This window comes from uncultured Nocardioides sp. (assembly GCF_947489365.1).
GTDB lineage: Bacteria > Actinomycetota > Actinomycetes > Propionibacteriales > Nocardioidaceae > Nocardioides.
The window spans coordinates 250,946-275,382 of sequence record NZ_CANLDB010000002.1 but is presented as its reverse complement, the minus strand read 5'-3'; the positions used below and the strand labels follow the sequence as shown (position 1 = coordinate 275,382).

Genomic DNA, 24,437 nt, shown 5'->3' with positions numbered 1-24,437 from the left:
GCGGTAGCAATAAGGCATGGCTCATCAGGAGAGCACCACTCCGCCGCCCCACGTCCTCCTTCTCTTCGGCGCCACCGGCGACCTCGCCAAGCGCAAGCTCTTCCCGGGCCTGTACAAGCTCGCCGCGGCCGGCCGGCTGCCCGAGGAGTACGTCGTCATCGGCTCCGGACGCCACTCGCCCGGCACCGATGACGAGTTCCGCGACCAGGTCCGCGGCGGGCTCGAGGAGTCCGTGGACGACCTGGACGCCGGCGTCCTCGACGACCTGCTCGGCCGCGTCAGCTTCCAGACCTCGAACGCCGACGACGGGTCCGACCTCGCCGCCGCCGTGACGAGGGCCGAGGAGAAGTTCTCCGACGACGGCCACGGCGAGACCAAGCGACTGGTCTACCTCTCGGTCCCGCCCGCGGCGATGGAGGGCATGATCGCGATGCTCGGTCGTGAGGGCCTGACCGAGCGTGCCCGCCTCGTCGTCGAGAAGCCCTTCGGCCTCGACCTGGCGTCCTCCCGCGAGCTCGACAAGGCGCTGAAGGAGGTCGTCGACGAGGACCAGGTGTTCCGCATCGACCACTTCCTCGGCAAGGAGGCGGTGCAGAACATCCTCGCCCTCCGGTTCGCCAACGGGCTGTTCGAGCCGGCCTGGAACGCCCACAGCATCGAGTCGGTCCAGATCGACGTCCCCGAGACGCTCCAGATGGAGGGCCGCGGCAGCTTCTACGAGTCGACCGGCTGCCTGCGCGACATGATCTCCACCCACCTGAGCCAGCTGCTCGGGTTCGTCGCCCTCGAGGACCCGGGCGCCTTCGAGGAGACCAAGCTGCGCGACGCCAAGTCCGCGGTCTTCTCCCGGCTGCGCCCGCTCGACCCCGAGCGCGTCGTCTTCGGGCAGTACGACGGCTACCGCGACGAGGAGGACGTCGACGCCGACTCCGACGTCGAGACCTTCGTCGCGCTCGAGGCGTACATCGACTCGCACCGGTGGCGCGACGTCCCGTTCTACCTCCGCACGGGCAAGGCCCTGGCCGAAACCCGACGCACGATCACCCTGCGGTTCCGCACCCCGGAGTCGCACATCTTCGACGACGGTTCCGCGAACGGCGGCCCGGCGGCGGGCTGCAACGAGCTCGTGCTCGAGCTCACCGACGAGCCCGAGGTGAGCGTCGAGATCCGCGCCAAGCGCCCGGGCCCGGTCATGGAGCTCGCCGACGCGACCCTGCGGCTGGACTTCGCCGACGCGATGCCCGACGACAAGCCGCTGGAGGCCTACGAGCGCCTGCTGCTCGACGTCCTGCGAGGCGACCAGACCCTCTTCACGCGCTCCGACGAGGTCGACCGCCTGTGGCAGGTCTGCCAGCCGGTGCTGGAGAACCGTCCCGCGGTGCAGTCCTACGAGCCCGGCTCGTGGGGACCGCAGGCCGCCATCGACCTCCCGCGCGGCGGTTGGCACCTGCGGTGAGCCCTCGTACGACGGTCGGCAACGACCAGCCGTGGACGCCCATCAGCGGGCACGGCCTCATCGGCGACATGCGGTCCTGCGCACTGGTCGACACCGAGGGCACCGTCGCCTGGTTCTGCGCGCCCCGCTTCGACTCGCCCAGCGTCTTCGGCTCGATCCTCGACCCCGAGAAGGGCGGGTCGTGGCGGCTGGCCCCGGCGGAGGGGACCCCGACGACGCAGCAGTACTACTTCCCCGACTCCAACATCCTCGTCACCCGCTTCCTCACCGAGCAGGGCGTCGCCGAGGTGCACGACTTCATGCCGGTGCTGGCCTCGCACGACCCCGACCACCGTCAGCGCCTCGTACGGCGGGTGGTGGCGGTGCGCGGTTCCGTCACGCTCCGGATGACGATGGCCGCCCGGCCGGACTACGCACGCTCCGAGGCGCGCCCCGAGCAGCACGACAACGGCGTCAGGATCGTCGACGGCGAGGTCGCGCTCGGGCTGAGCGCCTCGGTCGACCTGACGATCGACGGCGCGGACGTCACGGCGGACCTCAGCCTGGCCACGGGGGAGCAGGCGCTGTTCGTGCTCGAGGTGCTCGCCCCCGACGAGGAGATGCGCGGCACCGACGACGAGGACGTGGCGGACCTCTTCGACACCACCGCGGCGTTCTGGCGCGGCTGGCTGTCGCAGTCGACGTACACCGGCCGGTGGCGGGAGATGGTCGACCGCTCCGCGCTGACCCTCAAGCTCCTCACCCACGAGCCCACGGGCGCGATCATCGCCGCCCCGACGTGCAGCCTGCCCGAGGAGATCGGCGGGGAGCGCAACTGGGACTACCGCTACGTGTGGATGCGCGACGCGGCCTTCAGCCTGTACGCACTGCTGCGGCTGGGTTTCACCGACGAGGCGGGCGCCTTCGTCGAGTGGCTCTCGCAGCGCCTCGGCGACCGGGACGGTGAGACGGCCGAGCTGGGCCCGCTGCGGGTGCTCTACACGATCGACGGCGAGGTGCCGGAGGCCGAGCACGAGCTCGACCACCTCTCGGGCTACCGCGACTCCCGACCGGTGCGCGTCGGCAACGCGGCGGTCGAGCAGCTGCAGCTCGACATCTACGGCGAGCTCATCGACTCGATCTACCTGTTCAACAAGTACGGCCCCGGCATCAGTCACGACGCCTGGTCGGACCTGCTCGTCATCGTGGGCTGGCTGATGGAGCACTGGGACGACGTCGACGCCGGCATGTGGGAGATCCGCGACGAGCCGAAGGCGCACACCACGTCGCGGCTGATGGCCTGGGTGGCCATCGAGCGGATGATCCGCATCGCGCGCCAGCGCGGCCTGCCCGGCGACGTCCCCGCCTGGTCGCAGGTCCGCGACGAGATCTACGACCGCATCCAGACGGAGAGCTGGGACGCCGAGGTCGGCGCCTACATGCAGTACGAGGGGTCGGACGTCCTCGACGCCGGCGTCCTGCTGATGCCGATGGTCAAGTTCTGTGCCCCCAGCGACCCCCGGTTCGTCTCGACCCTCCGGGTGATCGAGGAGCGACTGGTCTCCGACAGCCTCGTCTTCCGCTACGACCTGGAGCAGGCCAGCGACGGACTGTCGGGGGAGGAGGGCACCTTCTCCCTCTGCTCCTTCTGGTACGTCGAGGCGCTCACCCGGGTCGGTCGGCTGCCGGAGGCGCGGCTCGCGCTGGAGAAGATGTTCACCTACGCCAACCACCTCGGCCTGTACGCCGAGCAGGTCGGTCTCACCGGCGAGCAGCTGGGCAACTTCCCGCAGGCGTTCACCCACCTGTCGCTGATCAGTGCCGCGATCAACCTGGACCGGTCCCTGGGCTGAGGCGACCGCGACGCGATTACGGGCGTGGGCGGGGCGGCTGTTAGAGTTCACGTCGGCTCGACGAGCCGTGCGCCACTAGCTCAATTGGTAGAGCAGCTGACTCTTAATCAGCGGGTTGTAGGTTCAAGTCCTACGTGGCGTACCGAAGCCGAGGCGGCCTTCGACCACAGCGATGGTGGTCGGGGGCCGTTTCCACGTCGTCGGCCCTGACGAATGACCACGTCGCCCCCCACTCGGCCGAGGCCGAGCGGGGACGCTGCCGAGCAGACCCCGCGTACCCGCGGGTCCACGACGTCGACGTCCGTCCGCCCGCCTCCCCCCGGAGTGCGGGCGGCCGAAGGTCAGCGCCGAGTCACACCACGTCTTCGACACCGACCCCCCGGCACGGATGGGTCGTGGCCCCGTGCCCGTCAGGAAGCTGCCGGGCGCGTCCACCATGCCGTCCGTGTGACTCCCCCGGGCCGAGGTGCGGCCGACCGACGGGCTGTGCCCTCCCCCGGTGCGTGACCTGGGCGCAGCCCGTCGGCCGGGCTTCGCGGGCGAGGTCTGGGCCCACACAACGGTTCGACCATAGGAGAACCGCTTCCACATGCGACGTGCTGGAGTGTGGATCTCCCCGGAGCACTCGGCGGACCGACCCGAGGGCGCGTCCGGTCGAGGGCCCCACGCCCTACGCGGCGTACCAGTTCCTCACGAGGCGGGTCCACCGCCGGTCCCGGACCGCGGGTCCGACCTCGTCGTCAGAGGCCGTCTCCAGCGACTCGGCCACGTGGTCCTCGGCGCGGGAGTGGGCGACCGCTGCCGCCTCGTCCAGCTCCCGGGCGATGCCCACCGTCCGCCACCCGCAGGTGCAGCGCGTCGAGACCTTGCGCAGCTCGCCGCTGCGCACCGGCGTGAGCGTCTCCACCTGGTGCGCCCCGTGGCCGATGGTCCGCGTGTCCACGCTGGTCGTCGTCATGCTCGTCCCCCCGGGTCGTCGCCACCCCTGTGCGGCGTGCGCCCACCGTAGGACCGCTCGGGGCGGTGCAGCGGGTTCTGGAGGGTGACCTGCACGGACCTTGTGCGCGGCTTGCGGGAGGGCCTCAGGCGGCCTCAGCGGGCCTCCAGCACCGCCATGGCCGCGTCGTGGCCCCCGAGGCCCGAGACCGCGCCGCCGCGCCGCGCCCCGGACCCGCAGAGCAGGACGGCCTCGGCGTCGGTCTGGACGCCCCACCGCTGGGCCGGGGTGTCGAGCGCCGCGCGGGAGGACGCCCAGGGCCAGTCCAGCTCGCCGTGGAAGATGTGGCCGCCGGGGAGCGCGAGCTCGCGCTCGAGGTCGACCGGGGTGTGGACCTCGACGCAGGGCCGGCCGTCGGCGTCCCGGGCCAGGCAGTCCTCCAGCGGCTCGGCGAGGTGGCGCTGCAGTCCGGCGAGCGCCCGGCGGGCGGCCTCGTCCCGCACGGCGTCCCCGTCGGGCCCCTCGAAGAGCGTCGACGGCGTGTGCAGCCCGAAGTAGGTCAGCGTGTGCTGCCCCTCCGGGGCGTCCGGACCCAGGATCGAGGGGTCGGTCAGCGAGTGGCAGTAGACCTCGCCCGGGATGCGCTCGGGCAGCCGGCCCGCGGCCGCGTCGGCGTACGCCGCCTCGAGGGCGTCGAACCCCTCGTCGAGGTGCAGGGTGCCGGCGAAGGCGACGGCCGGGTCGACGCCGGACGCGAGCCGGGGGAGCCGGTCGAGCAGCAGGTTGATCTTCAGCTGTGCGCCGACGGGCTTGGTGGCGGCGTCCTGCTCGCCGCCGCGGAGGATCCGCAGCACCCAGGGCGCGACGTTCGCGAGCACGTGCCGAGCGGTGACGGTGTGTCGCCCTGACGCGTCGTCCCAGGTCACCTCGGCGCCGCCGCTCCCGCCACCGGTGCCGTCGCCGGCGTCGGTGTCGATCCGCGACACCCCCGCTCCCGTGAGGACCGTCGCGCCGAGCTCCTCGGCCCGGGCGCGCAAGGCGTCGGTCACCGCGCCCATCCCGCCGACGGGCACCCGCCACTCGCCCGTGCCGTTGCCGACCACGTGGTAGAGGAAGCAGCGGTTCGCGACGAGCCCGGGGTCGTCCAGGGACACCGAGGTGCCGATGAGGCCGTCGGTGGCGACCGTGCCCCGCAGCAGGTCGTCGTGGAGCCGGTCGCGGACCGTGAGGCCGAGCGGGGTCGTGACCAGCTCTCGCCAGACGCGCTCGTCCACGGCGGCGCGGACCTCGGACTCGCGGGGGAGCGGCTGCATCAGCGTGGGCGCCACCGCCGCGGCGAGGGCCTCGGAGTCGGCGGCGAACGCCTGCCACTGGTCGTACGCCGTCTCCGAGCCGGTGACCTCGGCGAACGAGCGACGGGTCGCCTCGCCCTCGGGCCGCTCCACGAGCAGCCCCGTCGGACGACCGTCGCGCACCAGCGGCGTGTACGACGCCGTCCGCCGCGACTCCAGCCGCAGGTCGAGGCCCAGGTCGGCGACCATCGCGTCGGGCAGCACGCTCACCAGGTAGCTGTAGCGGGACAGCCGCGCGGCGTGTCCGCTGAACGCCTGTGCGGACACGGCGGCGCCGCCCGTGGCGGCGAGCCGCTCGAGGACGAGGACGGACAGTCCGGCGCGGGCCAGGTAGCAGGCGGCGACGAGGCCGTTGTGGCCTCCGCCGACGACGACGACGTCGTGGGGTGCGGGCATGGCCGCCAACCTAGGGCCTGGGACACGTGTGGCCCCGCCCGGACCGGGCGGGGCCACACGCAGGTGGGGTGAACGACGGGACTTGAACCCGCGACATCCGCGACCACAACGCGGCGCTCTACCAGCTGAGCTACGCCCACCATGGCGGCACGCGGACCAGCCGCGAACCGGGAGAGATCATAGCGGTCGGCTCAGGAGGGAGCCGAACCGGCAGCCTCCTCGCCGGGGGCCTCGCCCGGGGCGTCGGGCTCACCCAGCCCGGTGAGGGCCCCCGCGTGGCGCTCGGCGATCCGGCGGGCGGTCGCGCTGTCGGGTCCGGGGGCGTCAACGAAGACGGCCTCGCGGTAGTAGCGCAGCTCCTCGATGCTCTCGCGGATGTCGGCCAGCGCCCGGTGGTTGCCGCGCTTGGCGGGCGCCTGGAAGTAGGCGCGGGGGAACCAGCGGCGGGCGAGCTCCTTGATCGAGGAGACGTCGACGATCCGGTAGTGCAGGGCCTTCTCGAGCTCGAGCATGTCGCGGGCGATGAAGGCGCGGTCGGTGCCGACGGAGTTGCCGGCGAGTGGCGGGCGTGAGCCCTCGGGGCAGTGCTCCCGCACGTAGGCGAGCACCTGCGCCTCGGCGTCGGCGAGCGTCGTCCCGGCCTCCAGCTCCTCCAGCAGGCCGGAGCTGCGGTGCATCTCGGTGACGTACTCGCCCATCTGCTCCAGCGCCTCCGCCGGGGGTCGGACGATGACGTCGACGCCCTCGCCGAGGACGTTGAGGTCGTAGTCGGTGACCAGGGCGGCGACCTCGACCAGCGCGTCGGCCTCCAGGTCGAGGCCGGTCATCTCGCAGTCGATCCACACCAGTCGCTCGTTCACGAGCGTTCACCCTACGCACCGGCCCGGTCCGGGGGTCCTCAGGACGGGCTCAGGATCCGTGACTACCGTTCTCAGCATGGCGAACCGACCGAGCGGGAAGACGACACCGAAGGGCTCCGGAGCCTCCACGAAGGGGGGCTCGGCCGCCCGCGCTGCCGCCGTGCGTGAGGAGCAGCAACGCCGCGAGAAGCGCCGCGTGCTGGTGATGGCCGGCTCGGTCGCGGCCGTCGTCCTCGCCCTGATCGTCGGCGCCGTGCTGGTGGTCTCGAACTCCGGCGTCGACGCCGACGAGGTGCAGGCCGGTTCCAGCGACTACGGCCTCACCATCGGTCCCGAGGACGCCCCCACCGAGATCGTCGTCTTCGAGGACTTCCTCTGCCCCGCCTGCGGTGCCTTCGAGTCGGAGACCAACACCGAGCTCGCGCAGGCCGCGGCGGACGGCGACGTCCGGGTGGAGTACCGCCCGTTCGTCCTGCTCGACGGCTTCGAGGACTACTCCTCCCGCGCGGTCAACGCCTTCGCCGTCGTCCTGGAGGAGTCGGGGCCCGAGGTCGCCAAGGCCTTCCACGACGAGCTGTACGCCGACCAGCCGTCGGAGTCCGACACCTCGTTCCCCGACGCGGACTGGCTGGTCGAGAAGGCCGTCGCCGCCGGCGCCGAGGAGGACGCCGTCCGCCCGGGCATCGAGGACATGGCGCAGCAGGACTTCGTCGAGCAGGCCACCTCCGAGGCGCAGTCCGCCGGGGTGTCGAGCACCCCGACGGTCATCGTGGACGGCGAGGTCGTCGGTGGCCAGACCATGGACGAGGTCGCCCAGAACACCCTCGACCAGATCGGCTGAGCCCCGCTCCGGACCCACCTCGGGGTCGGGCGGTCGTCGGATCCGGGAATGCACAGCCCCCGGCGTGGTTGGCTGCTGACATGAGCGACGCCACCACCTCCGAGCCCCGCGCGACGATCGGCCTCACCGGCCTGGCCACCATGGGGCGCAACCTCGCCCGCAACATCGCGCGCAACGGGTTCACGGTCGCGGTCCACAACCGCACCGGGGCCAAGACCACCGCCCTGATCGACGAGTTCGGCGACGAGGGCGACTTCGTGGCCTCCGAGAGCCTCGAGGACTTCGTCGCGTCGATCCAGCGGCCCCGGGCGATCATCATCATGGTCAAGGCCGGCCAGGCCACGGACGCCGTCATCGACGACCTGCTGCCGCTGCTGGACGCCGACGACATCGTCATCGACGGCGGCAACGCCCACTACGAGGACACCCGGCGCCGGGAGAAGGCGCTGGCCGAGAAGGACGTCCACTTCGTCGGCATGGGCGTCTCCGGCGGCGAGGTCGGGGCCCTCGAGGGCCCCTCGATCATGGTCGGCGGCTCGGAGCACGCGTACGGGACGCTGGGCCCGGTGGTGGAGAAGATCGCCGCCCAGGTGGACGGCACGCCCTGCGCGACCCACGTCGGCGCCGACGGCGCGGGGCACTTCGTGAAGATGGTGCACAACGGCATCGAGTACGCCGACATGCAGCTCATCGCGGAGTCGTACGACCTGCTGCGCAACGTCCTCGGCATGGAGCCCGCCGAGATCGCGCGGGTCTTCCAGGACTGGAACGAGGGCGACCTGGAGTCGTTCCTCATCGAGATGACCGCCGACGTCCTGGCGCACACGGACGCCGACACCGGCAAGCCGTTCGTCGACGTGGTCGCCGACGAGGCCGAGCAGAAGGGCACCGGACGCTGGACCGTCCAGACGGGCCTCGAGCTCGGCGTCCCCATCACCGGCATCGCCGAGGCGACCTTCGCCCGCAGCCTGTCCGGTCACGTCGACCAGCGCGCCGCTGCGCGCTCGATGTTCGCCGAGGACCCCGAGCGGACCCCCGACGACGCGATCGACGACCGCGAGCGGTTCGTCGAGGAGGTCCGGCTGGCGCTGTACGCCTCGAAGATCGTTGCCTACGCGCAGGGCTTCGACATGATCCGCGCGGGTGCGGAGCAGTTCGACTGGGACATCGACCTCGGCTCCATGGCCACGATCTGGCGCGGCGGCTGCATCATCCGCGCCCGCTTCCTCGACCGCATCAAGGAGGCCTTCGCCGACGAGCCCGACCTGACCACCCTGATGACGAACGGGTTCTTCGCCGACGCCCTGCACTCCGGCGTCGACGCGTGGCGCCACGTGGTCGCCACGGCCGCGCGGACCGGCGTACCGGTGCCGGCGTTCGGGTCCTCGCTGTCCTACTTCGACGGCCTGCGGCGCGACCGCCTCCCGGCGTCCCTGATCCAGGGGCTGCGCGACAACTTCGGCGCGCACACCTACCGTCGGGTCGACCGCGAGGGCACCTTCCACACGCTGTGGGCCCAGGACCGCTCGGAGCAGGAGCAGGAGTGAGGCTCGTTCCGCCCTCGGCGTCATGCTCCGTCTGTCATCGTGAAGTCATGACCGCCGTGAGCAGGGCTCGTTCGTGAAGGCAGCGAAGGAGTACACGTTCAAGATCCTGGGTTGGCTGCTGCTCGTGGTCGGGATCCTCGCGATCCCGTTGCCGGGCCCGGGTGCCCTCATCATCCTGCTCGCCGTCCTGGTGCTCGCCCAGCAGTACGAGTGGGCGGAGCGACGCCTCGAGTCCGTCAAGCGGTGGGCCTTCAAGAGCGCCGCCGACGGGGTCCAGACGTGGCCGCGCATCATCGCCTCCGCCTTCGGCGTGATCTGGCTGATCGGGTTCGGCGTCCTCTGGGTCGTGTCGCCCCCGGAGCCGTCCTGGTGGCCGTCGCAGCTGCCGGCGTGGACCTGGCTGCCCGGCGGTGCCGTGGCTGGCGGGACGCTGATCTTCTCCGGCGTGGTCGCGCTCGGCATCCTGGTCTACTCGTTCGTCAACTTCCGCAACGCGGACGACCCCGAGGACGAGGCCGAGGCCAAGGTCGCCTCCGAGAAGACGCCTCCCGCCTGACGGTTCCGCCCGCGCCCGGTTGCCGATACGATCGCCGATCAAGTCATCAACTTCCGTCGGCGACGGCGGACTCGACGGCCACCTCCAGCACCAGGGGGGTCGGTGGCCTGAGGCCTGGGGGGGCAGAGTGGCAAGGGCACTGAGTCATGCCCGCGGGACGACCGCGGACGTGGTGGAGAGAACCGTGGAGGCGCTCGGCGCTGCGCTCGGGGGGGCCGAGGTACGCCTCGAGGACCCCGACGGCAGCGGGGGGACGGCCGACACCGGGGGACCCCACGACGTACGACTGACGGTCGACCGTGCGCTCGGCGCGGCCGAGCAGGGCCTGGTCGACGCCGCGGCCGCGCTCGTGCGTGCGGCGCTGAAGGCGGACCGCGAGGCCGCCCTGGCCGACCACCTGGCCGACCTCGTGGACCGGACCCTCCTCGAGCTCGACGGCATGATCGGCGCGACCGTCGAGGAGCGCCTGGTCAAGGTCGCGCGTGACGTCGGCGAGGTGATGGACGTCAAGGGCTGGTCCGTCCGCATCCTCAGCGAGGCGGAGTGGAGCATCGTCGCGGACGAGAATCGCCGCGGTCGCGTGCCGGACTCGATCACCGCCTGGCGCCCCTTCGACCCCCGCACCCTGGAGCTCGAGGAGGGCTCGGTGGTGGTCCGTCCCGGCGACGGCACCCCCGTGGCCGACTCCCTGTCCCGCTGCGGCCTGACCACCCTGCTCGGCGCGACCGGCTACGACCCCGACGCCGTGTCCTGGACCGTGTGCATGGTCGGCGACGACGTCTCCGGTGACCTCGGCCCCGGCCGCACGGCGCTCGGCGCGCTCGTCCCCGCCGCCCTCGGCTTCCCGCTGCCCCCGCGCAGCGGCGGCCTGCTGCGCTCGGCCGGCTGACCGCTCAGCACGCTGGAACGCCGCGACACGCCGTACGCCCTGGCGTGTCGGTGGTGGCGCGCGCGCCCGGCGGTCGCCCGCGCCGGGCGGGCTACTCGATGAGACGGACGGGGTCGCCCTCGAGCGAGGCGTCCCAGGTGGTGAAGTCGGTGATGTTGCCGTTGAGCGCGATCCTGACCTGGAACCAGCACCCCGTGAGCTCGCTGTCCTTGCAGGTGTAGTCGTCGGGGATGGGGATCGACATACGCTGGACCTGACCGTTGTGGTCGGCGTTGCTGACGGAGACCTTGCACCCGACACCGGTGTCTGCGAAGGCCTCGTCGTTCAGTGCTTCCTGGCAGTCGTCGTACGGGGCCGGTGCCGTGGTCTCCCCGGCGCGGACCGGTGGCAGGACCTGGACGGTGCCGACGTCGTCGGCGCCGTCTGCCACGTCGTAGAACTCGAAGGAGATGCTCTGCCCCGCTGCGGCCGGCAGCACCCGGAGCAGGTTGAAGGTCGCCGTGCTGTTGGGCACGTTCTGCAGCATCGGCATGCGAGACCATCCGGAGACCGAGATGTCGGTCGCCGTCGAGATGGCCCGGATCCCGAACGCGTTCACGCCCTCGCCGGTGCCGTACGGAGTGCCGGTCGACGCGGCGTGGACCGCACTGTTGCCGTCGTACCGGTACGTCGTGGGTCGGTTGGCCTGGGAGCTGGCCGAGAACGCGCGGTAGGGGTAGTAGCCGACGTTGACGGTCGAGCCCCGGTACTCGTGGGGCATCACACCGCCGGGGAGGGCCACATTGGTCCGCACCTGCAGGTAGTAGTCACCCGCCCGAGTGGGCGTGAAGCTGCAGAGCTTGACCCACTGGTGGAACAGCTGGGCCGCCGGTTGGCGGTAGCCGCTGCTGGTGCTGGTCAGCTCGGCGAGGGTGGGCGGGTTGAGCTGACCGGCGAACTGGGCCGTGCAGCCGGTGAGAGCGGCTCCCTGGGTGGGGTCCTGCGCGTCGTTCGCCGCGCGGACGGCGAAGGAGGTGGTGGGTGCGTACTGCCGGGTCTCCGGTGCCGAGGTCCCGCGCAGGGGGACGGAGTCACCGGTGCAGAAGCGGCGAGAGTAGGTGCGGTAGGAGCTCTGCACCTGGTCGACGCGCGTGTAGCGGAAGTAGGAGTCGTACGACTCGGTCGAGTACGGGTTGCGATTGTTCAGGTAGTTGCCGCCGTCGGAGTTGGGCATGCTGGTGCACGAGGCCCCCGTGTTGAAGAAGGCGGGGTCGTACAGCTGGAGGGTGATCGCGGTGCCGACAGCCGACTGCGGCACCTTGATCGAGTAGAAGTAGCCGTCGGGGTAGGTGGCCTCGGCGTTGATCGAGGACGCGCATCCGTAGGGCAGGGGCCCCGCACCGTCCCGGGACCTCAGCGTGCACGATGCCGTGCTGTAGCGGTCCCCGTTCTGCTTGTCGGTCTGCGGACCCTCGATCGCCGCCCAGAAGTTCGGTTCCGCGCTGCAGATGCTGCGGTAGGCCACGGGGATCGTGGAGTCGCGGGGCCCACTGGAGGACGGACCCGCGGCGCTGGCGGTGCCGCCGGGGGGTTCGTTGCCGAAGACGTTGCACGGGCTGCCCATGGGAGCAGGGCTGGTGTAGTCCGCGGTCGCGCGTCGACTGATCGTCGCCGTCTCCACGCCGACGGCCGAGCCGAACTGGTTGGCGACGTTCGTCGAGATGGAGACCGCGAGCTGGCTGCGACGGTCCCCGAAGGTGACGTCCACCTGGGCGTTGACGCCGTGCTCGAACCCGTTCAGCTTCGCGCTCGTCCTCGCGGTCTGCACGGCCCGCGGCAGGTTGTCGGGCAGGAAGACCACCCCGGCGAGGGCGGCCGAGTCCGCCGCGGTCTGTACTCTCTCCGCCGCCACCCACCACCGGGCGACGTCGACGCCGATGGCGGCCACAGCGAGCATGACCGTCGCGAAGAGGACCGCGACGACCACCGCGACGTACCCGTCCTCGCCGCGCCGGTGCCGACGGGTCCACATCACCCGCGACACGTCTCGATCGCCAGGGGCTCGAAGGACATCACGGCGTGGTCGTCGACCTGGAGACTGTCCGGGAACCCGGGCCACAGGTCGAAGCCGACGACCCACGGGTGCTGGGTGATCAGGCGGACGCCCACCCGCTTCCCAGCGGTGAGACAGGGATCGGCTGCGACCTCCGACCACCTGCCGGGCCCGCGGTACAGGAAGGTGTTGGCACTGGTCGACCAGATGAACCTGACGCAACGGGTCGCGCAGGTGGCGTCGTCCATCGTGGTCGCCGTCCCCGGGAGACCGTCGAGGTTGGCGTCGTACACCCAGATCTCGTCGATCTGCTCCGAGGGGATGGCGCTCCCGTTGGTACGCATCGCGCTTGCTGCCGCCTGGACGAACCCGGGGACGCTCCCCGCGACGCACACCGTGGCCGCGTCCTCGCCGGTGCAGGGCTGCACCTCGGCGGCCGGCTGGGCCGAAGCGATCCGTGCCCCCACCCGGGTGGCTGAGGCGACGGCCACGTTGTCCTTCATCAGGAACGCCATCTCGATGATGCCGAAGACCATGAGCAGCAGCACCGGCGTGACGAGGGCGGCCTCGACCGCCGCCGCACCCCGCTCGCCGCGGAGCCTGCGCCCACGCCTCATCGCACGCCCTCTGCTCGACCCCTGACCTGGAAGAACGGTAGGTGTGCGACACCCCCGCCCGGGGGTGAATGGGGAATCTGGGGACACGGCAGAGTGGGATCACGCCCGCTTCGGGGCACGGGGTCCTCGCGGGCCACGCCCGGAGGACACGAACGGAGGAGCAGACGATGACCGGAGTCGTACGACGGGGACTGCTGGCCGGCGCGGCCGGGACCACGGCCCTGAACGCGGTGACCTACCTCGACATGGCGCTGCGGGGCCGTCCGGCCAGTGACCTGCCGGAGCAGACGGTCGAGGGCCTGATCGAGGCGGCCGGAGGGTCGATCGACGGCTCCGGGGCGGCGTACGACGCCCGCCGGACGGCGTGGGGCGCTGTCGGCGGCATCGGGGCGGGCCTGGCGACCGGGCTGGTGACCAGCGCGGCCAGGCGGGCCGGGGTGCGGCTGCCGTTCTGGGCCGCCGCCGTGGGCACCGGCGCGGTCGCGATGGCGGCCTCCGACCTCCCGGCGGCGTACGTCGGCGCCACCGACCCGCGCGAGTGGACGGCGGGCGACTGGGTCGCGGACGCCGTGCCGCACCTCGTCATGGGTGCGGTCACCGTCGCGGCGGTCCGGGCGCAGGACCCCGACCCGGTCCCCGAGGTGCACGTGGTCGACCTGACGAAGCCGGGCCGGGCGGGGGCCGGACTCGTGACGCGGTCCTTCGCCCTCGGTGCCGCCGCCGGCGCCCGGACGGCGCTGGGCGTCGCGGGACCGGTGCTCACCAGCGGTCCCGGCAGGGTCGCGGGCACCGCGGCGACGCTCGCGGTCGTGGGGGAGATGGCCGCCGACAAGTCGCCGGTCGTCCCCAGCCGTCTCGACAACGGGGCGTTCTACGGCCGGGTCGCCGCCGGCGCCGCGGGCGCGCGCCTGCTCGCCCGCCGCGAGGACGCCCGCACGCTCGTCCCGGCCGTCGCCGGCGGGCTCGGTGCGGCCGCCGGCTCGTTCGCGGGGGCGGGGTGGCGGTCGCGTGCGGCCAACACCATGCCGAACTGGGCCGCGGGACTGGTCGAGGACGCCGTCGCCGTCGGTCTCACGACGCTCGCCTGCCGCCGTCGGGGTGGTCGCTGACACGGACGACGCCGACGGAGGCGATCACTGTCGCTGAGGGACAGTGATCGCCTCCGTTCAACCCGCGGCGGCGGATCAGGTCTGACGCGCCCCCGAGGGTGAGACGGAGTCGTCCGGGGTGCCGGGCGCCTGGGGTGCGTCCTCCGGGGTCTGGGGTGCGTCCTCCGGAGGCTGCGGAGCGTCCTCGGGCGCCTCGGGAGCGCCCTCCGGCGGCTCGGGAGCGCCCTCCGGCGGCTGGGGGGCCTCGCCCTCGGCGCCGGGTCCACCGGGTCCGTGGCCGTGCTCGCCCGGGCCGCCGGGGCCACCGGGACCACCGGGACCGCAGGGCGCGGCGCCGTCCTCACCGGGAGCGCCGGGCTCGGCGGGTGCGGACTCGGAGGACCTGTCACCGCGGTCCGCGTCGCCGTCGCCGGCCTGGTCGGCCAGCGCCGGGCCGCCGAGGCCGACGGCCAGACCGGCGAGCGCGCCGACGCCGATGCCGGCGGCGATGCCGCTCCTCCAGGTGCGCCCGGGCCGGGCGGGACGCCACGAGCGCCAGGAGCGACGGGAGGCGGGGGTCTCACCCGGGTCGGCGGCGAGCTGGGCCGTGTCGGCCTCCTCGCGCGGCAGGCGCTCGGTCGGGTGGTCGTCGGGTCGATCGTTCGTGCTCATCGGTGCTCCTCGGTTCGGTGACGGACTGGGGGATGGGAGGGGATCGGGGGGGACGGGCAGGTCAGCGGGCGGTGCTGCCGACGAGGTCGTCGGCCTCGCGCTGCGCGCGGAGGGGCACGGGGGCGACCTCCAGCAGGGCGCTGTCGCGGGCGACCCGGTCGGTCGGGCCGGGGCCCCAGGTCGCGGTTGCGGCGACGGCCACCCAGGCGACGACGAGGGTGCCGATCGCGGCCCCCGCGCCGGCCAGGACTCCGCCGCCGCGCCGCAGGGCGGCGGCGAAGGACAGGACGACGACGGCGGCGACGACGAGGTCGACGAGGGTGAGGTCAGCGGGCAGCTCCATGACCACGACGGTGGTCGTCGTACCTGAAGGCGACCTCAAGACCGGCCCGCGGAGGGCGGACCTTCAGGTGCTCTTCAGCCGCGCGTCGGCACACTGGGGCCATGCCTCGCACCGTCGGTCCGCGCCTGCTCCTCGTCGAGGACGACGCCGCGATCCGTGAGTCCCTGGGGGCCGCGCTCACGTCCGCCGGCTTCGAGGTGCGCGCGCTGCCGGACGGGGAGCGGCTGGAGTCCGAGCTGGACACGTGGCGGCCCGCCCTCGTCGTCCTCGACTGGATGCTGCCGGGTCGGGACGGACCCGCGCTGGTCAAGGTCGTCCACGCCCGCTCGGCGGCGGGGGTCGTCATGCTGACGGCGCGCGAGGCCGTCAGCGACCGCCTGAAGGGCTTCGACGCCGGCGTCGACGACTACGTGGCCAAGCCCTTCGCGACCGAGGAGCTGGTGGCGCGCATCCGCGCCGTGCTGCGGCGGCTGGGGGCGGTGCCGAGCACCGTGACGGTGGGCGACCTGGTGGTCGACCCCGACGGCGGCCGCGCCGACCGCGACGGCCACCGGCTGCCCCTGACGGCGACCGAGTTCCGCCTGCTGTGCTTCCTCGCCGAGCACCGCGACCGGGTGCTGTCGCCGGCGCAGATCCTGACCCAGGTGTGGGGCTACGACGAGTACGCCGACAACCTCGTGCAGGTCCACGTCAGCGCGCTGCGTCGCAAGATCGAGGCCCACGGGCCGCGGCTGCTGCACACCGAGCGGGGCCTCGGCTACGTCCTGCGGGCCACCGGGTGAGGACCCGCGCCGCCCCGGGGGCGGGGCTGCGGACCCCGTCGCTGCGCCGACGGGTGGTGGCGGTCGTGCTCCTGGCCCTCGCCCTCCTCCTGGTGGTGCTGGTCGTGGCGACCGACCAGGCCCTGTCGGCACGCCTGGAGTCCCAGCTCCGCGAGCGCCTGTCGGACCGGGCCGGGTTCGCCGTCGTGCTGGCCGAGGACTACGACGGGGAGGAGCTCGCCCGTCGCCTGGAGGGCAACGGCATCTCCGTGCGGGTGACCGACGACGACGGGGAGACCTACACCGCCGGCCCCCGGGTGCCGGCCGGGCCGGGCCCGGGTGGCCTCGACGGGCCCCGAGGTCCGGGTGGTCCGCCCGCCGAGGACGTGGTGACCCGCGGTGACCTGCTCGAGGTCACGGCCGACCTGGACGACGAGGGGAGGGTCGTCCTCTCCGCCGACGCCTCCTCGGTGGACGCCACCGTCACCCAGGTCCGCCTCGTCCTGGTCGCCACGGCGCTGCTCGTGCTCCTCCTCGCCGGCCTCGCCGTGCCCGTCGTCGTCGCCCGGGCCCTCGCGCCGCTGGACCGCATCACCGAGGTCGCCCGCTCCATCACCCGCGGCGACCGGGGCCGACGCCTCGACCCGACGGTGCCGACCTCGGAGCTGGGCCGCACGGCGACGGCGTTCGACGAGATGCTCGACGAGGTGGTGGGGGCCGAGCAGCGGGCCCGTGCCTCCGAGCAGCGGCTGCGGACCTTCCTCTCCGACGCCGCGCACGACCTGCGGACCCCGATCACCGGCGTGCAGGCCGCCGCCGAGCACGTGCTCCGCGACGACCCGCCCCGCGACGAGCGGGAGCGGGTGCTGACCACCCTGATCCGCGAGTCGCGACGGGCCGGCCGGCTCGTCGACGACATGCTCCTCATCACCACCATCGACGCCGGCCTGCAGCTGCGGCGCGAGCCGGTCGACCTGCTGGCCCTGGCCCGCGACGTCGTGGCCGCCCGGGAGCTGTCCCACCCGGGGATCGACCTGCGCGCTGACGGTGACGCGGTGACGGTGCCCGGCGACCGCGACCGGCTGGCCCGCGCGCTCGGCAACCTCGTCGACAACGCCCTGGGCGTCGCCCGCGACGCCGTCGTCGTCACGGTCCGCTCCGGCGGTGGACGAGCCGGGTTCGAGGTGGACGACGACGGCCCCGGGGTCCCTCCCGCGGACCGGGACCGCGTCTTCGACCGCATGGTCCGCCTCGACGGGGCCCGCCGGAGCGGCGGCGCCGGCCTCGGGCTGCCCATCGCCCGCGGCATCGCCCGCGCCCACGGCGGCGACGTCACCTGCCACGACGTCCCCGCGGGACCCGGGGCGCGCTTCGCCCTCGTCCTGCCCTCCGCCTGACGCGGCGCGTCGGGAACGGGCTCAGCCCTCGCAGCAGGCCCGGTGCAGCCACTCCGGCTCGTGCCACCAGTACTCGCCCTCGGCGTGGTCACCGAGCCGCCAGTCCCGGGCCTCGGGGGCGGCGTCGGGACCGATCGCGGCCGGGACGTCGGCCGCACGGCCGCCCGGGGACCCGGCCCCGCCCGACCCGTCTTCGTACGCCGCGAGGAGCTCGTCGACGGTCCACGTCCGGCCGCCGACCATCACCCGCTCCACCGCGGCGGCGGCGTCGACGTCGGCCAGCGGGTCGCCGCGCACGAACGACAGGTCGGCCTGCGCGCCGGGCTCCACCACGCCGAGCTGGCCCTCCAGCCCGAGCCAGCGGGCGGGGTTCACGGTCGCCGTCCGCAGCACGTCGTACGGCGTCATGCCGCCGCCGACCATCGCGCGCAGGTTGGCGTGCAGCGAGACGGCGACGTTGTCCAGGGGCGCGTCGGTGCCGGCGATGACGAAGCCGCCGCCGTCGTGGATGCGGCGGACCATCTCGACGTTGCCGGCCAGCAGCGCCCGCGTGGTCTCCCCGGCCGGGCCGGCGGCGGTGGCGACCTCGTCGAGCAGCAGCTGGTACTCCCACGACGGGAACAGCGTCCGGGTGCGCCGGTCCTCCACCAGGGACGGGTCGTCGACGTGGACGACGGTCGAGTTGAACAGCGTCGGGGTGATCGACATCCCGGACGCGGTGAAGAGGGTGACCGCGTCGCCGTACGAGCGGCCGAGGCGGGTCACGGTGTGGGAGTAGCCGAGCCGGTTCGTGGCGCCGGTGTGCTCCTGGCCGTCCATCCCGATGCGCTCGGCCGGGTAGAGGTAGTGCGAGCTGAGGCGCAGCCCCAGCCGGTGCACCAGCCCGACCGCGCGGCGCTGCAGGACGACGGGCAAGCGGACGTAGGTCTTCACCAGGTCGTAGTCGAGCCCCGCGGCCCGCTCCACCTCGCGGCGCAGCTGCGTCGCCGACAGCGTGGGCCGCATGAAGTTGTAGTAGACCCGCGAGCCGTCGATCGCCTCGCCGGTGGCGAAGAACCGCGGCCCCACCAGCGTGCCCGCGCGCAGCGCCTCCCGGGTCTCGGCCATCTGGTACGCCGGGTCGCCGGGCGAGCGCGTCGAGGTGATGCCGTACGACAGCCACAGCCGGCCCTGCCGGGCTCCCCACGCGCGACCGCGCAGGTGCCAGTGGTTGTGGGCGTCGATCAGGCCGGGCATCGCGGTCAGCCCGGAGGCGTCGACGTCGGGCCGTCCCCGGTGGTCGCGCACCTGCTGCACCCGGCCGTCCCGGACCAGGACGTCGACGTCGCGGCGCAGGCTGCGGGCGGTGCCGTCCCACAGGGCGCCGGCGTGGACGACCTGGGCCCGCTCGGTGCGCGCGGGGGAGTAGGACAGGTCGAGGGGGATCGTCCGCGCCCGCCCCCGCAGCGGGTGGCGGCGCAGGCGGCCGTTGCTCAGCGTCAGCAGGGTGCGGTCGTCGAGCCAGACGGGGGCGTCGGTGACCTCGTCGGTGACCTCGCGGGGGGTCCCACGCGGCCGGAAGGTGCCCGGCTCGAGCGGGACGACGTACAACCGGCTCTCGACGACGAACGCCGCCCGCCGGCCGTCGGGGGACACGACCGGGCCGTCGTCCCCCCGCGTGGACAGCGAGCGGTCGGGCATCGGGGCGACGTACTCGAGGTCGCCGGAGGCCACGTCGACGTACAGCAGCTGGCTGGTGCCCTCCCGGAACCGCGCGGAGGAGGGCCGCACGGCGGCGAGCACGAGGGTGGACTCGTCCGGCGTCCAGCTCATCCGGCCGGGTTGGAACAGCGCGTCGTGGACCTGGCGCACCGAGGAGTCCTCCAGGTCGACGACGAAGCCGGCGCCGTCCTGGTCGTGGTAGGCGACGTACCGGCCGGTGGGGGAGACCCGCGGTGCCGTCTGGGCCCCCGGCAGGGCGGTCAGGCGGACGTCCCGCCCGGTCGCCAGGTCGTGGCGCCAGAGGTCGGCCTCGCCGGCGCGGTCGCTCGCGTAGACCAGCGACTCCCCGTCCGGGGTGAAGTCGGGGTCGGAGGAGAAGTAGCCGTCCGAGACCACCCGGCGGGGCCGGCCGCCGGTCGCGTCGGCGACCCACAGGGCGTTGAGCGCACGGAACGCGATCCGGCTCCCGTCGGGCGAGGCCACCGGGCTCGCGATGCCGAGGGCGCGGCGCCGTGAGCGGTCCGCGAGGTCCGGCGTCCGGGGCTCGGGGCGGCTCGAGGTCACGGCCACGGCGGCGGCGAACCCGAGGCGGGTGGCGTCCCCGGAGTCGACCGCGATCCGCGTGAGGCGGCCGTCGACCACGTGGACGACCTCGTCGTCCGACACCCAGGCCGGTGGGAGGCAGCAGACATCGGCGTCGTCCGGGGTCGCGACGTCCTCCCCGTCGACCACGAGCGTCGTGGTGGCGCCCGTCAGGCGGACGTGGGCCAGCCGGCCCTCCGGCGAGTACGACGGCCCGAAGACCGTGCTGCCGTCGTCGCGGGCGGCGACGACCGTCCGGCGGCCGCTGCCGTCGAGGGCGGCCTCGTCGATGCGGGCGCCGCCGGTGGTGGAGGTACCGACGCTGAAGGCGACCCGGGTCCCGTCGGGGGAGACCGCGGGCTCCCCCTCCTCCGCGGCGGAGTCGGTGACCGCCCTCAGGCGGCCGGTCGCGAGGTCGAGGCGCCACAGGCCGTACGACCCGGCACCGCCGCGGTCCGAGGACAGCACGAGGCCGGAGCCGTCGGGGAGCCACGTCGGCTCGCGGTGGTCCGCGGTGCCGCGGGTGTGCTGGGTCAGGCGGCTGCCGTCGCGGCGGACGGTCCAGACGTGGTAGTTGCCGTCGCGGTAGGACTGGAACGCGATCGTGCGCCCGTCCGGCGAGAAGGCCGGGCGGGTGGCGTCCTGCAGGTCGCCGGTCAGGCGCCGGGCGTCGCCGCCCTCGACGGGCAGCACCCAGATGGAGACGACCAGGTCGAGCGCGAGCCACCGACCGTCCGGCGACGCCGCGACCATGGTGTTCGTGCCCTGCCGCAGGGTCACCCGCTGCTCCGCGGGAGCGGGAGCCGCGGCGGCCGCGCCGACGGGATCGACCGCCCGGGTCGCGGCGCCGACGAGGGCGGCGGTCCCCGTCGTCTGCAGCAGGCGCCGGCGGCGCAGTGCGAACGTCGTGGACAGCGGGTCGTGGGCGCGGCGGGGCTGGGGCACGGTGACCTCCCGAGTGGTGGCGTACGTCACACGCAGGCCTACGCGCCCTGCCCGGGCCGCGGGAAGCCCGCCGGGCGCGCGTCACGACGAACGGTCGCTCCGGCGCGACGAACGGCTCCGGGCGGGTCAGCCCTCGGGCAGCCCGAGGTCGGCGACGAGCAGGTCGAGCAGGTGGGCGAAGTGGACGTCGAGGTCGAGCACCGCGTTCTCCAGGTGGCCGAACAGCTCGAGCGACACGTGCCCGAGCAGGGTGGCCCAGGCGCCCAGCAGGCGGGCGGTCTCCGCGGGCGGCAGGGGCGGGTCCAGCAGCCGCCCGACCGGCTCGACAGACCTCGCCTCCGCGTCGCTCACGGCGGGGGAGCCGGGCCCCGGGCCCCTGTCGGCAGCGGGCCGGTCGGCCGTCACGCGCCCGACGATCCCCAGCAGCACCGTCGCGACGCGGCCGGCGGGGGCGACGGTGTCGGCGGGCGCGACGTAGCCGGGCACCGGGCTGCCGTAGGCCAGCGCGTACCGGTGGGGCTGGTCGCGGGCCCAGTCCCGCAGGGCGTGGCAGGCGACGCGCCAGCGGACGGCGGGCGGGCTGCCGGCCGCGGCCGCGTGAGCACGCTCCACGGCCTCGCCCAGGTCGTCGTACGCCTCGACGAGGAGCGCCGTGAGCAGGCTGTCCCGGCTGGGGAAGTAGCGGTAGACCGCCGACGAGACCATCCCGACGTCGCGGGCCACGGCGCGGACGGACAGGGCCGCGGGGCCGACCTCCCGCAGCTGCTCCCGGGCGCTGTCGAGGATCGCCCGCGTCAGCTCGACGCGGGCGAGGTCGCGGGCGGTGCGCGAGGCGGACGGCATGGGCTCATCCTGGAGCACCGTCGAGAGCGGTGGCAAGAAAAGAGAGCACCGCTCTTGCTCTGACGGTCCCGGGCAGGCATGCTCGGCACGGAGAGAACGAGAGCGGTGCTCTCGCGACAGGGCTGGACGAGTGGAGGAGCAGGACGATGGAGACAGCACACGTGGTGGTGGGGGCCGGCCCGGTCGGGCGAGCGACAGCGACGCACCTGGCCTCGCTGGGACGGACGGACGTCGTGCTCGCGAGCCGGTCCGGCTCCGGGGAGGAGCTGGACGGCGTCCGCCGGGTGGCGCTCGACGCGGCCGACGCGGCGGCGCTGTCCGCCCTGGTGACGAGGGTGTCCGGGGGTGGGCCGGCCGTCCTCCACAACTGCGTCAACCCGCCGTCGTACGACGTGTGGTCGACGTGGTGGCCACCGGTGCACGAGGCCCTCCTGGCCGCGGCGGAGCGGACGGGGGCGGTCCTCGCGACGGCCTCCTGCCTCTACCCCTACGGCCGTGTCACCGGGCCCATGACCGAGGGCATGCCCGACGCCGGGACGGGACCGAAGGAGAGGTTGCGGGCCCGCATGTGGGCGGACGCCCTGCAGGCGCACCGCGAGGGCCGGATCCGCGCGGTCGAGGTGCGCGGCTCGGACTACATGGGGCCCGGGGTCGCCACGGCCCACGTCCCGATGGTGGCGCGGCGCGCCCTCACCGGTCGGGCCGTCCGGGTCTTCGGCCGGGCCGACGTGCCCCACTCCTTCACGGACGTCCGCGACATGGCGCGTGCGCTGGTCGCGACCGCCGAGGACCCGGCCGCGCACGGTCGGGTCTGGCACGCGCCCACCAACCCGCCGGTCACGCAGCGACAGGCGGTCGCCGACGTCTGTCGCGCCGCGGGCGTCGAGCCGGTCGCGGTGCGCGCGTGGCCGCGGGCCCTCCTCGGGCTGGGTGGCGTGGTCGTCCCGATGCTGCGCGAGCTGCGGGAGACGGTCCACCAGTTCGAGGCGCCGTACGTCCTCGACTCCTCCGCGATCACCCGCGAGCTCGGCCTCGCGCCGACGCCGTGGGCCGAGGTCTGCCGCGCGACCGCCGAGACGTCGGGGCCCGCGACGGCCGCGGCAGAGCGCCCCCGACAGGACTCGAACCTGTGACCGGCGGATTAGAAGGCCGCTGCTCTATCCAGCTGAGCTACGGAGGCAGTGCGCCCAGTATGGCGGGCGGGTGGGACCGGCCGACTTCCCAGGCTAGGCAGTGACCTCGGCACCTACCGTGCCGAATTCGGCACGGTAGGTGCCGACATCCCCGCTTACCCTGGGAAGTCGGCCAGGGCCCACCCGGCTCCGACCCGGTGGTCAGCCGCGGTGGGACGCCATCCACTCGACGATGTCGTCGGGGTCGCGGGGGAGGGCGGCGGAGAGGTTCTCGCAGCCGTCGGCGGTGACGAGGACGTCGTCCTCGATGCGGATGCCGATGCCGCGCAGCTCCTCGGGGACCAGGAGGTCGTCGGGCTGGAAGTACAGGCCCGGCTCGACCGTGAGGCACATCCCCTCCGCGAGGTCGCCGCGCGGGTAGACGTCGAGCGAGGCGCTGGCGCAGTCGTGGACGTCCATGCCGAGCATGTGGCTGGTGCCGTGCAGCGTCCAGCGGGCGTAGACCTTCGACTCGGGGTCCAGCGCCTCCTCGGCGGACACGGGCAGCAGGCCGAGGTCCTCCAGGCCGTGGGCGAGCACGTCCATCGCCGCGTGGTGGGCGGCGAGGAACGCCGCCCCCGGGCGGACCGCCTCGATGCCGGCGGTCTGGGCGGCCAGCACGAGGGAGTAGAGGTCGCGCTGCACCGGTGTCCAGGTGCCGCTGACCGGCAGCGTGCGGGTGACGTCGGCGGTGTAGAGGTTGTGACCCTCCACGCCCATGTCGAGCAGGATCAGCTCGCCGGGGACGACGGCCCCGGAGTTCTCGATCCAGTGCAGCGTCGTCGCGTGGGCGCCGTTGCCGACGATGGCGTCGTAGCCCAGGTCGTTGCCCATCGCGCGGGCGCGGCGGAAGAAGGTGCCCTCGATCCAGCGCTCGCCGTGCTCGAGCACGCGGTCCCACTCGCGGACCGAGTCCTCGAAGCCGAGCGTCGTGATGTCGCAGGCCTCCTGCAGCTCGCCGACCTCCCACTCGTCCTTGACGAGCCGCATCTCCGACAGCACGCGGGCGAGCTCGCCGTCACGACCCTCGTCGCCGGCCAGGGTCGCGTCGACGCGGGCGTCGACCCCCCGGTGCACGCGTGTCTTCGCGGACGACGTCAGGGCGGCCTCGAGGTCGTTGACGTGACGGACCTCGAGGCCCAGCGAGTCCGACATCTCGCGCAGCGACGGACGGCGGCCGGCCCACAGGTCGCCGTACTGGCGGTCGCGGAAGAACTCGTCGGTCTCCCGGTCCGAGCCGGGGCGGGCGTACAGCACCGCCTCGCCGTCCTCGACGACCAGGACCGCGTCGGAGGTCTGGTTGCCCGACAGCCACGTGTGGGCCGTGTCGGGCCGGAAGCGGTAGTCGGTGTCGTTGCTGCGGACCTTGAAGGTGCCGGCCGGGACCACCAGGCGCTCGCCGGGGAAGGCCTCCGCCAGCGCCGTACGACGACCCGCGGCCCACGAGGCCACCGGGTGCGGGGGCAGGTCGGTCTCGCGCGTGCCCCACCCGGTCCGCATGAAGGTGGCGTAGGCCTCCGGCACGGCGGGGTCGTGGGACTCCACGTGGAGGTCCTCGGCCTGCGCCGCCTCGGCGGGGGTCACGTCCGTCTGCTGGGTGTCCTGGGCGTCGTCCACG

At 73.7% G+C, this 24,437-nt stretch carries 20 protein-coding genes and 3 tRNA genes; 11 read left to right on the top strand and 12 right to left on the bottom strand.

Annotated features, from left to right (window positions below):
• Nucleotides 1-16: 16 nt before the first annotated feature.
• From zwf to Q0858_RS06530, 3 genes are all read left to right on the top strand, one after another.
• On the top strand, nucleotides 17-1,456 hold the full coding sequence (zwf, locus tag Q0858_RS06540) for a glucose-6-phosphate dehydrogenase (RefSeq protein WP_299052049.1): 1,440 nt from the start codon (nucleotides 17-19) through the stop codon (nucleotides 1,454-1,456).
• Complete coding sequence (locus tag Q0858_RS06535) at nucleotides 1,453-3,288, top strand: glycoside hydrolase family 15 protein (protein ID WP_299052048.1); 1,836 nt, start codon at nucleotides 1,453-1,455, stop codon at nucleotides 3,286-3,288. The genes zwf and Q0858_RS06535 overlap by 4 nt, the downstream gene beginning before the upstream one ends.
• Before the next feature lie 69 nt (nucleotides 3,289-3,357).
• Nucleotides 3,358-3,430, top strand: a tRNA-Lys gene (locus Q0858_RS06530).
• A 528-nt stretch (nucleotides 3,431-3,958) separates the two neighbouring features.
• Here Q0858_RS06530 and Q0858_RS06525 read toward each other — a convergent pair.
• The 4 genes from Q0858_RS06525 to orn form a co-directional block, all read right to left on the bottom strand.
• Nucleotides 3,959-4,246, bottom strand: coding sequence for a hypothetical protein (locus tag Q0858_RS06525; RefSeq protein ID WP_299052047.1), 288 nt, complete (start codon nucleotides 4,244-4,246; stop codon nucleotides 3,959-3,961).
• 134 nt (nucleotides 4,247-4,380) lie between these two features.
• A complete protein-coding gene (locus Q0858_RS06520) occupies nucleotides 4,381-5,973 on the bottom strand; it encodes an NAD(P)/FAD-dependent oxidoreductase (RefSeq protein ID WP_299052046.1) in 1,593 nt (530 codons plus the stop codon).
• A 64-nt stretch (nucleotides 5,974-6,037) separates the two neighbouring features.
• Nucleotides 6,038-6,113, bottom strand: a tRNA-His gene (locus tag Q0858_RS06515).
• Nucleotides 6,114-6,164: 51 nt separating this feature from the next.
• Nucleotides 6,165-6,833, bottom strand: coding sequence for an oligoribonuclease (orn, locus tag Q0858_RS06510; RefSeq protein ID WP_299052045.1), 669 nt, complete (start codon nucleotides 6,831-6,833; stop codon nucleotides 6,165-6,167).
• 76 nt (nucleotides 6,834-6,909) lie between these two features.
• Between orn and Q0858_RS06505 the strand changes: the two genes are divergently transcribed.
• The 4 genes from Q0858_RS06505 to Q0858_RS06490 all read left to right on the top strand — a co-directional run bounded on the left by Q0858_RS06505 (nucleotide 6,910) and on the right by Q0858_RS06490 (nucleotide 10,666).
• Nucleotides 6,910-7,674, top strand: a complete 765-nt coding sequence (locus Q0858_RS06505; RefSeq protein ID WP_299052044.1) for a DsbA family protein — start codon at nucleotides 6,910-6,912, stop codon at nucleotides 7,672-7,674.
• A gap of 80 nt (nucleotides 7,675-7,754) precedes the next feature.
• On the top strand, nucleotides 7,755-9,221 hold the full coding sequence (gndA, locus tag Q0858_RS06500; protein WP_299052043.1) for an NADP-dependent phosphogluconate dehydrogenase: 1,467 nt from the start codon (nucleotides 7,755-7,757) through the stop codon (nucleotides 9,219-9,221).
• 73 nt (nucleotides 9,222-9,294) lie between these two features.
• On the top strand, nucleotides 9,295-9,777 hold the full coding sequence (locus Q0858_RS06495; RefSeq protein ID WP_299052042.1) for a PGPGW domain-containing protein: 483 nt from the start codon (nucleotides 9,295-9,297) through the stop codon (nucleotides 9,775-9,777).
• A gap of 169 nt (nucleotides 9,778-9,946) precedes the next feature.
• Nucleotides 9,947-10,666, top strand: coding sequence for a hypothetical protein (locus tag Q0858_RS06490; RefSeq protein WP_299052041.1), 720 nt, complete (start codon nucleotides 9,947-9,949; stop codon nucleotides 10,664-10,666).
• A gap of 91 nt (nucleotides 10,667-10,757) precedes the next feature.
• Here Q0858_RS06490 and Q0858_RS06485 read toward each other — a convergent pair whose 3' ends face one another.
• Nucleotides 10,758-12,677: a Tad domain-containing protein gene (locus Q0858_RS06485; protein ID WP_299052959.1), complete on the bottom strand. Its 1,920-nt coding sequence runs from the start codon at nucleotides 12,675-12,677 to the stop codon at nucleotides 10,758-10,760.
• Nucleotides 12,677-13,315, bottom strand: coding sequence for a TadE family protein (locus Q0858_RS06480; protein ID WP_299052040.1), 639 nt, complete (start codon nucleotides 13,313-13,315; stop codon nucleotides 12,677-12,679). Before Q0858_RS06480 ends, Q0858_RS06485 begins: the two co-directional genes overlap by 1 nt.
• Before the next feature lie 167 nt (nucleotides 13,316-13,482).
• Here Q0858_RS06480 and Q0858_RS06475 point away from each other — a divergent pair, with 167 nt between their 5' ends.
• Nucleotides 13,483-14,424, top strand: coding sequence for a hypothetical protein (locus tag Q0858_RS06475; RefSeq protein WP_299052039.1), 942 nt, complete (start codon nucleotides 13,483-13,485; stop codon nucleotides 14,422-14,424).
• A gap of 75 nt (nucleotides 14,425-14,499) precedes the next feature.
• On the opposite strand, the gene Q0858_RS06470 is transcribed toward Q0858_RS06475, so the two are convergent.
• Together Q0858_RS06470 and Q0858_RS06465 are read right to left on the bottom strand one after the other, a co-directional pair.
• Nucleotides 14,500-15,075: a hypothetical protein gene (locus Q0858_RS06470; RefSeq protein WP_299052038.1), complete on the bottom strand. Its 576-nt coding sequence runs from the start codon at nucleotides 15,073-15,075 to the stop codon at nucleotides 14,500-14,502.
• 61 nt (nucleotides 15,076-15,136) lie between these two features.
• Nucleotides 15,137-15,418 carry a hypothetical protein gene (locus Q0858_RS06465; RefSeq protein WP_299052037.1) on the bottom strand — a complete coding sequence of 94 codons (282 nt, stop codon included), beginning with the start codon at nucleotides 15,416-15,418 and terminating at the stop codon, nucleotides 15,137-15,139.
• Nucleotides 15,419-15,519: 101 nt separating this feature from the next.
• On the opposite strand from Q0858_RS06465, the gene Q0858_RS06460 reads away from it, so the two are divergent.
• Nucleotides 15,520-16,200 carry a response regulator transcription factor gene (locus tag Q0858_RS06460; protein ID WP_299052036.1) on the top strand — a complete coding sequence of 227 codons (681 nt, stop codon included), beginning with the start codon at nucleotides 15,520-15,522 and terminating at the stop codon, nucleotides 16,198-16,200.
• Nucleotides 16,197-17,576 (top strand): HAMP domain-containing sensor histidine kinase, encoded by a 1,380-nt coding sequence (locus Q0858_RS06455; protein WP_299052035.1) that lies wholly within the window; start codon nucleotides 16,197-16,199, stop codon nucleotides 17,574-17,576. The genes Q0858_RS06460 and Q0858_RS06455 overlap by 4 nt, the downstream gene beginning before the upstream one ends.
• A gap of 21 nt (nucleotides 17,577-17,597) precedes the next feature.
• On the opposite strand, the gene Q0858_RS06450 is transcribed toward Q0858_RS06455, so the two are convergent.
• Together Q0858_RS06450 and Q0858_RS06445 are read right to left on the bottom strand one after the other, a co-directional pair.
• A complete protein-coding gene (locus Q0858_RS06450; RefSeq protein ID WP_299052034.1) occupies nucleotides 17,598-20,804 on the bottom strand; it encodes an amidohydrolase family protein in 3,207 nt (1,068 codons plus the stop codon).
• Between the two features lie 126 nt (nucleotides 20,805-20,930).
• Complete coding sequence (locus Q0858_RS06445; protein WP_299052033.1) at nucleotides 20,931-21,647, bottom strand: TetR/AcrR family transcriptional regulator; 717 nt, start codon at nucleotides 21,645-21,647, stop codon at nucleotides 20,931-20,933.
• A gap of 146 nt (nucleotides 21,648-21,793) precedes the next feature.
• On the opposite strand from Q0858_RS06445, the gene Q0858_RS06440 reads away from it, so the two are divergent.
• Nucleotides 21,794-22,780 carry an NAD-dependent epimerase/dehydratase family protein gene (locus Q0858_RS06440; RefSeq protein WP_299052032.1) on the top strand — a complete coding sequence of 329 codons (987 nt, stop codon included), beginning with the start codon at nucleotides 21,794-21,796 and terminating at the stop codon, nucleotides 22,778-22,780.
• On the opposite strand, the gene Q0858_RS06435 is transcribed toward Q0858_RS06440, so the two are convergent.
• Together Q0858_RS06435 and Q0858_RS06430 are read right to left on the bottom strand one after the other, a co-directional pair.
• A tRNA-Arg gene (locus Q0858_RS06435) sits at nucleotides 22,754-22,827 on the bottom strand. The genes Q0858_RS06440 and Q0858_RS06435 overlap by 27 nt on opposite strands.
• Before the next feature lie 154 nt (nucleotides 22,828-22,981).
• Complete coding sequence (locus tag Q0858_RS06430; RefSeq protein WP_366915996.1) at nucleotides 22,982-24,436, bottom strand: aminopeptidase P family protein; 1,455 nt, start codon at nucleotides 24,434-24,436, stop codon at nucleotides 22,982-22,984.
• Nucleotide 24,437 lies beyond the last annotated feature (1 nt).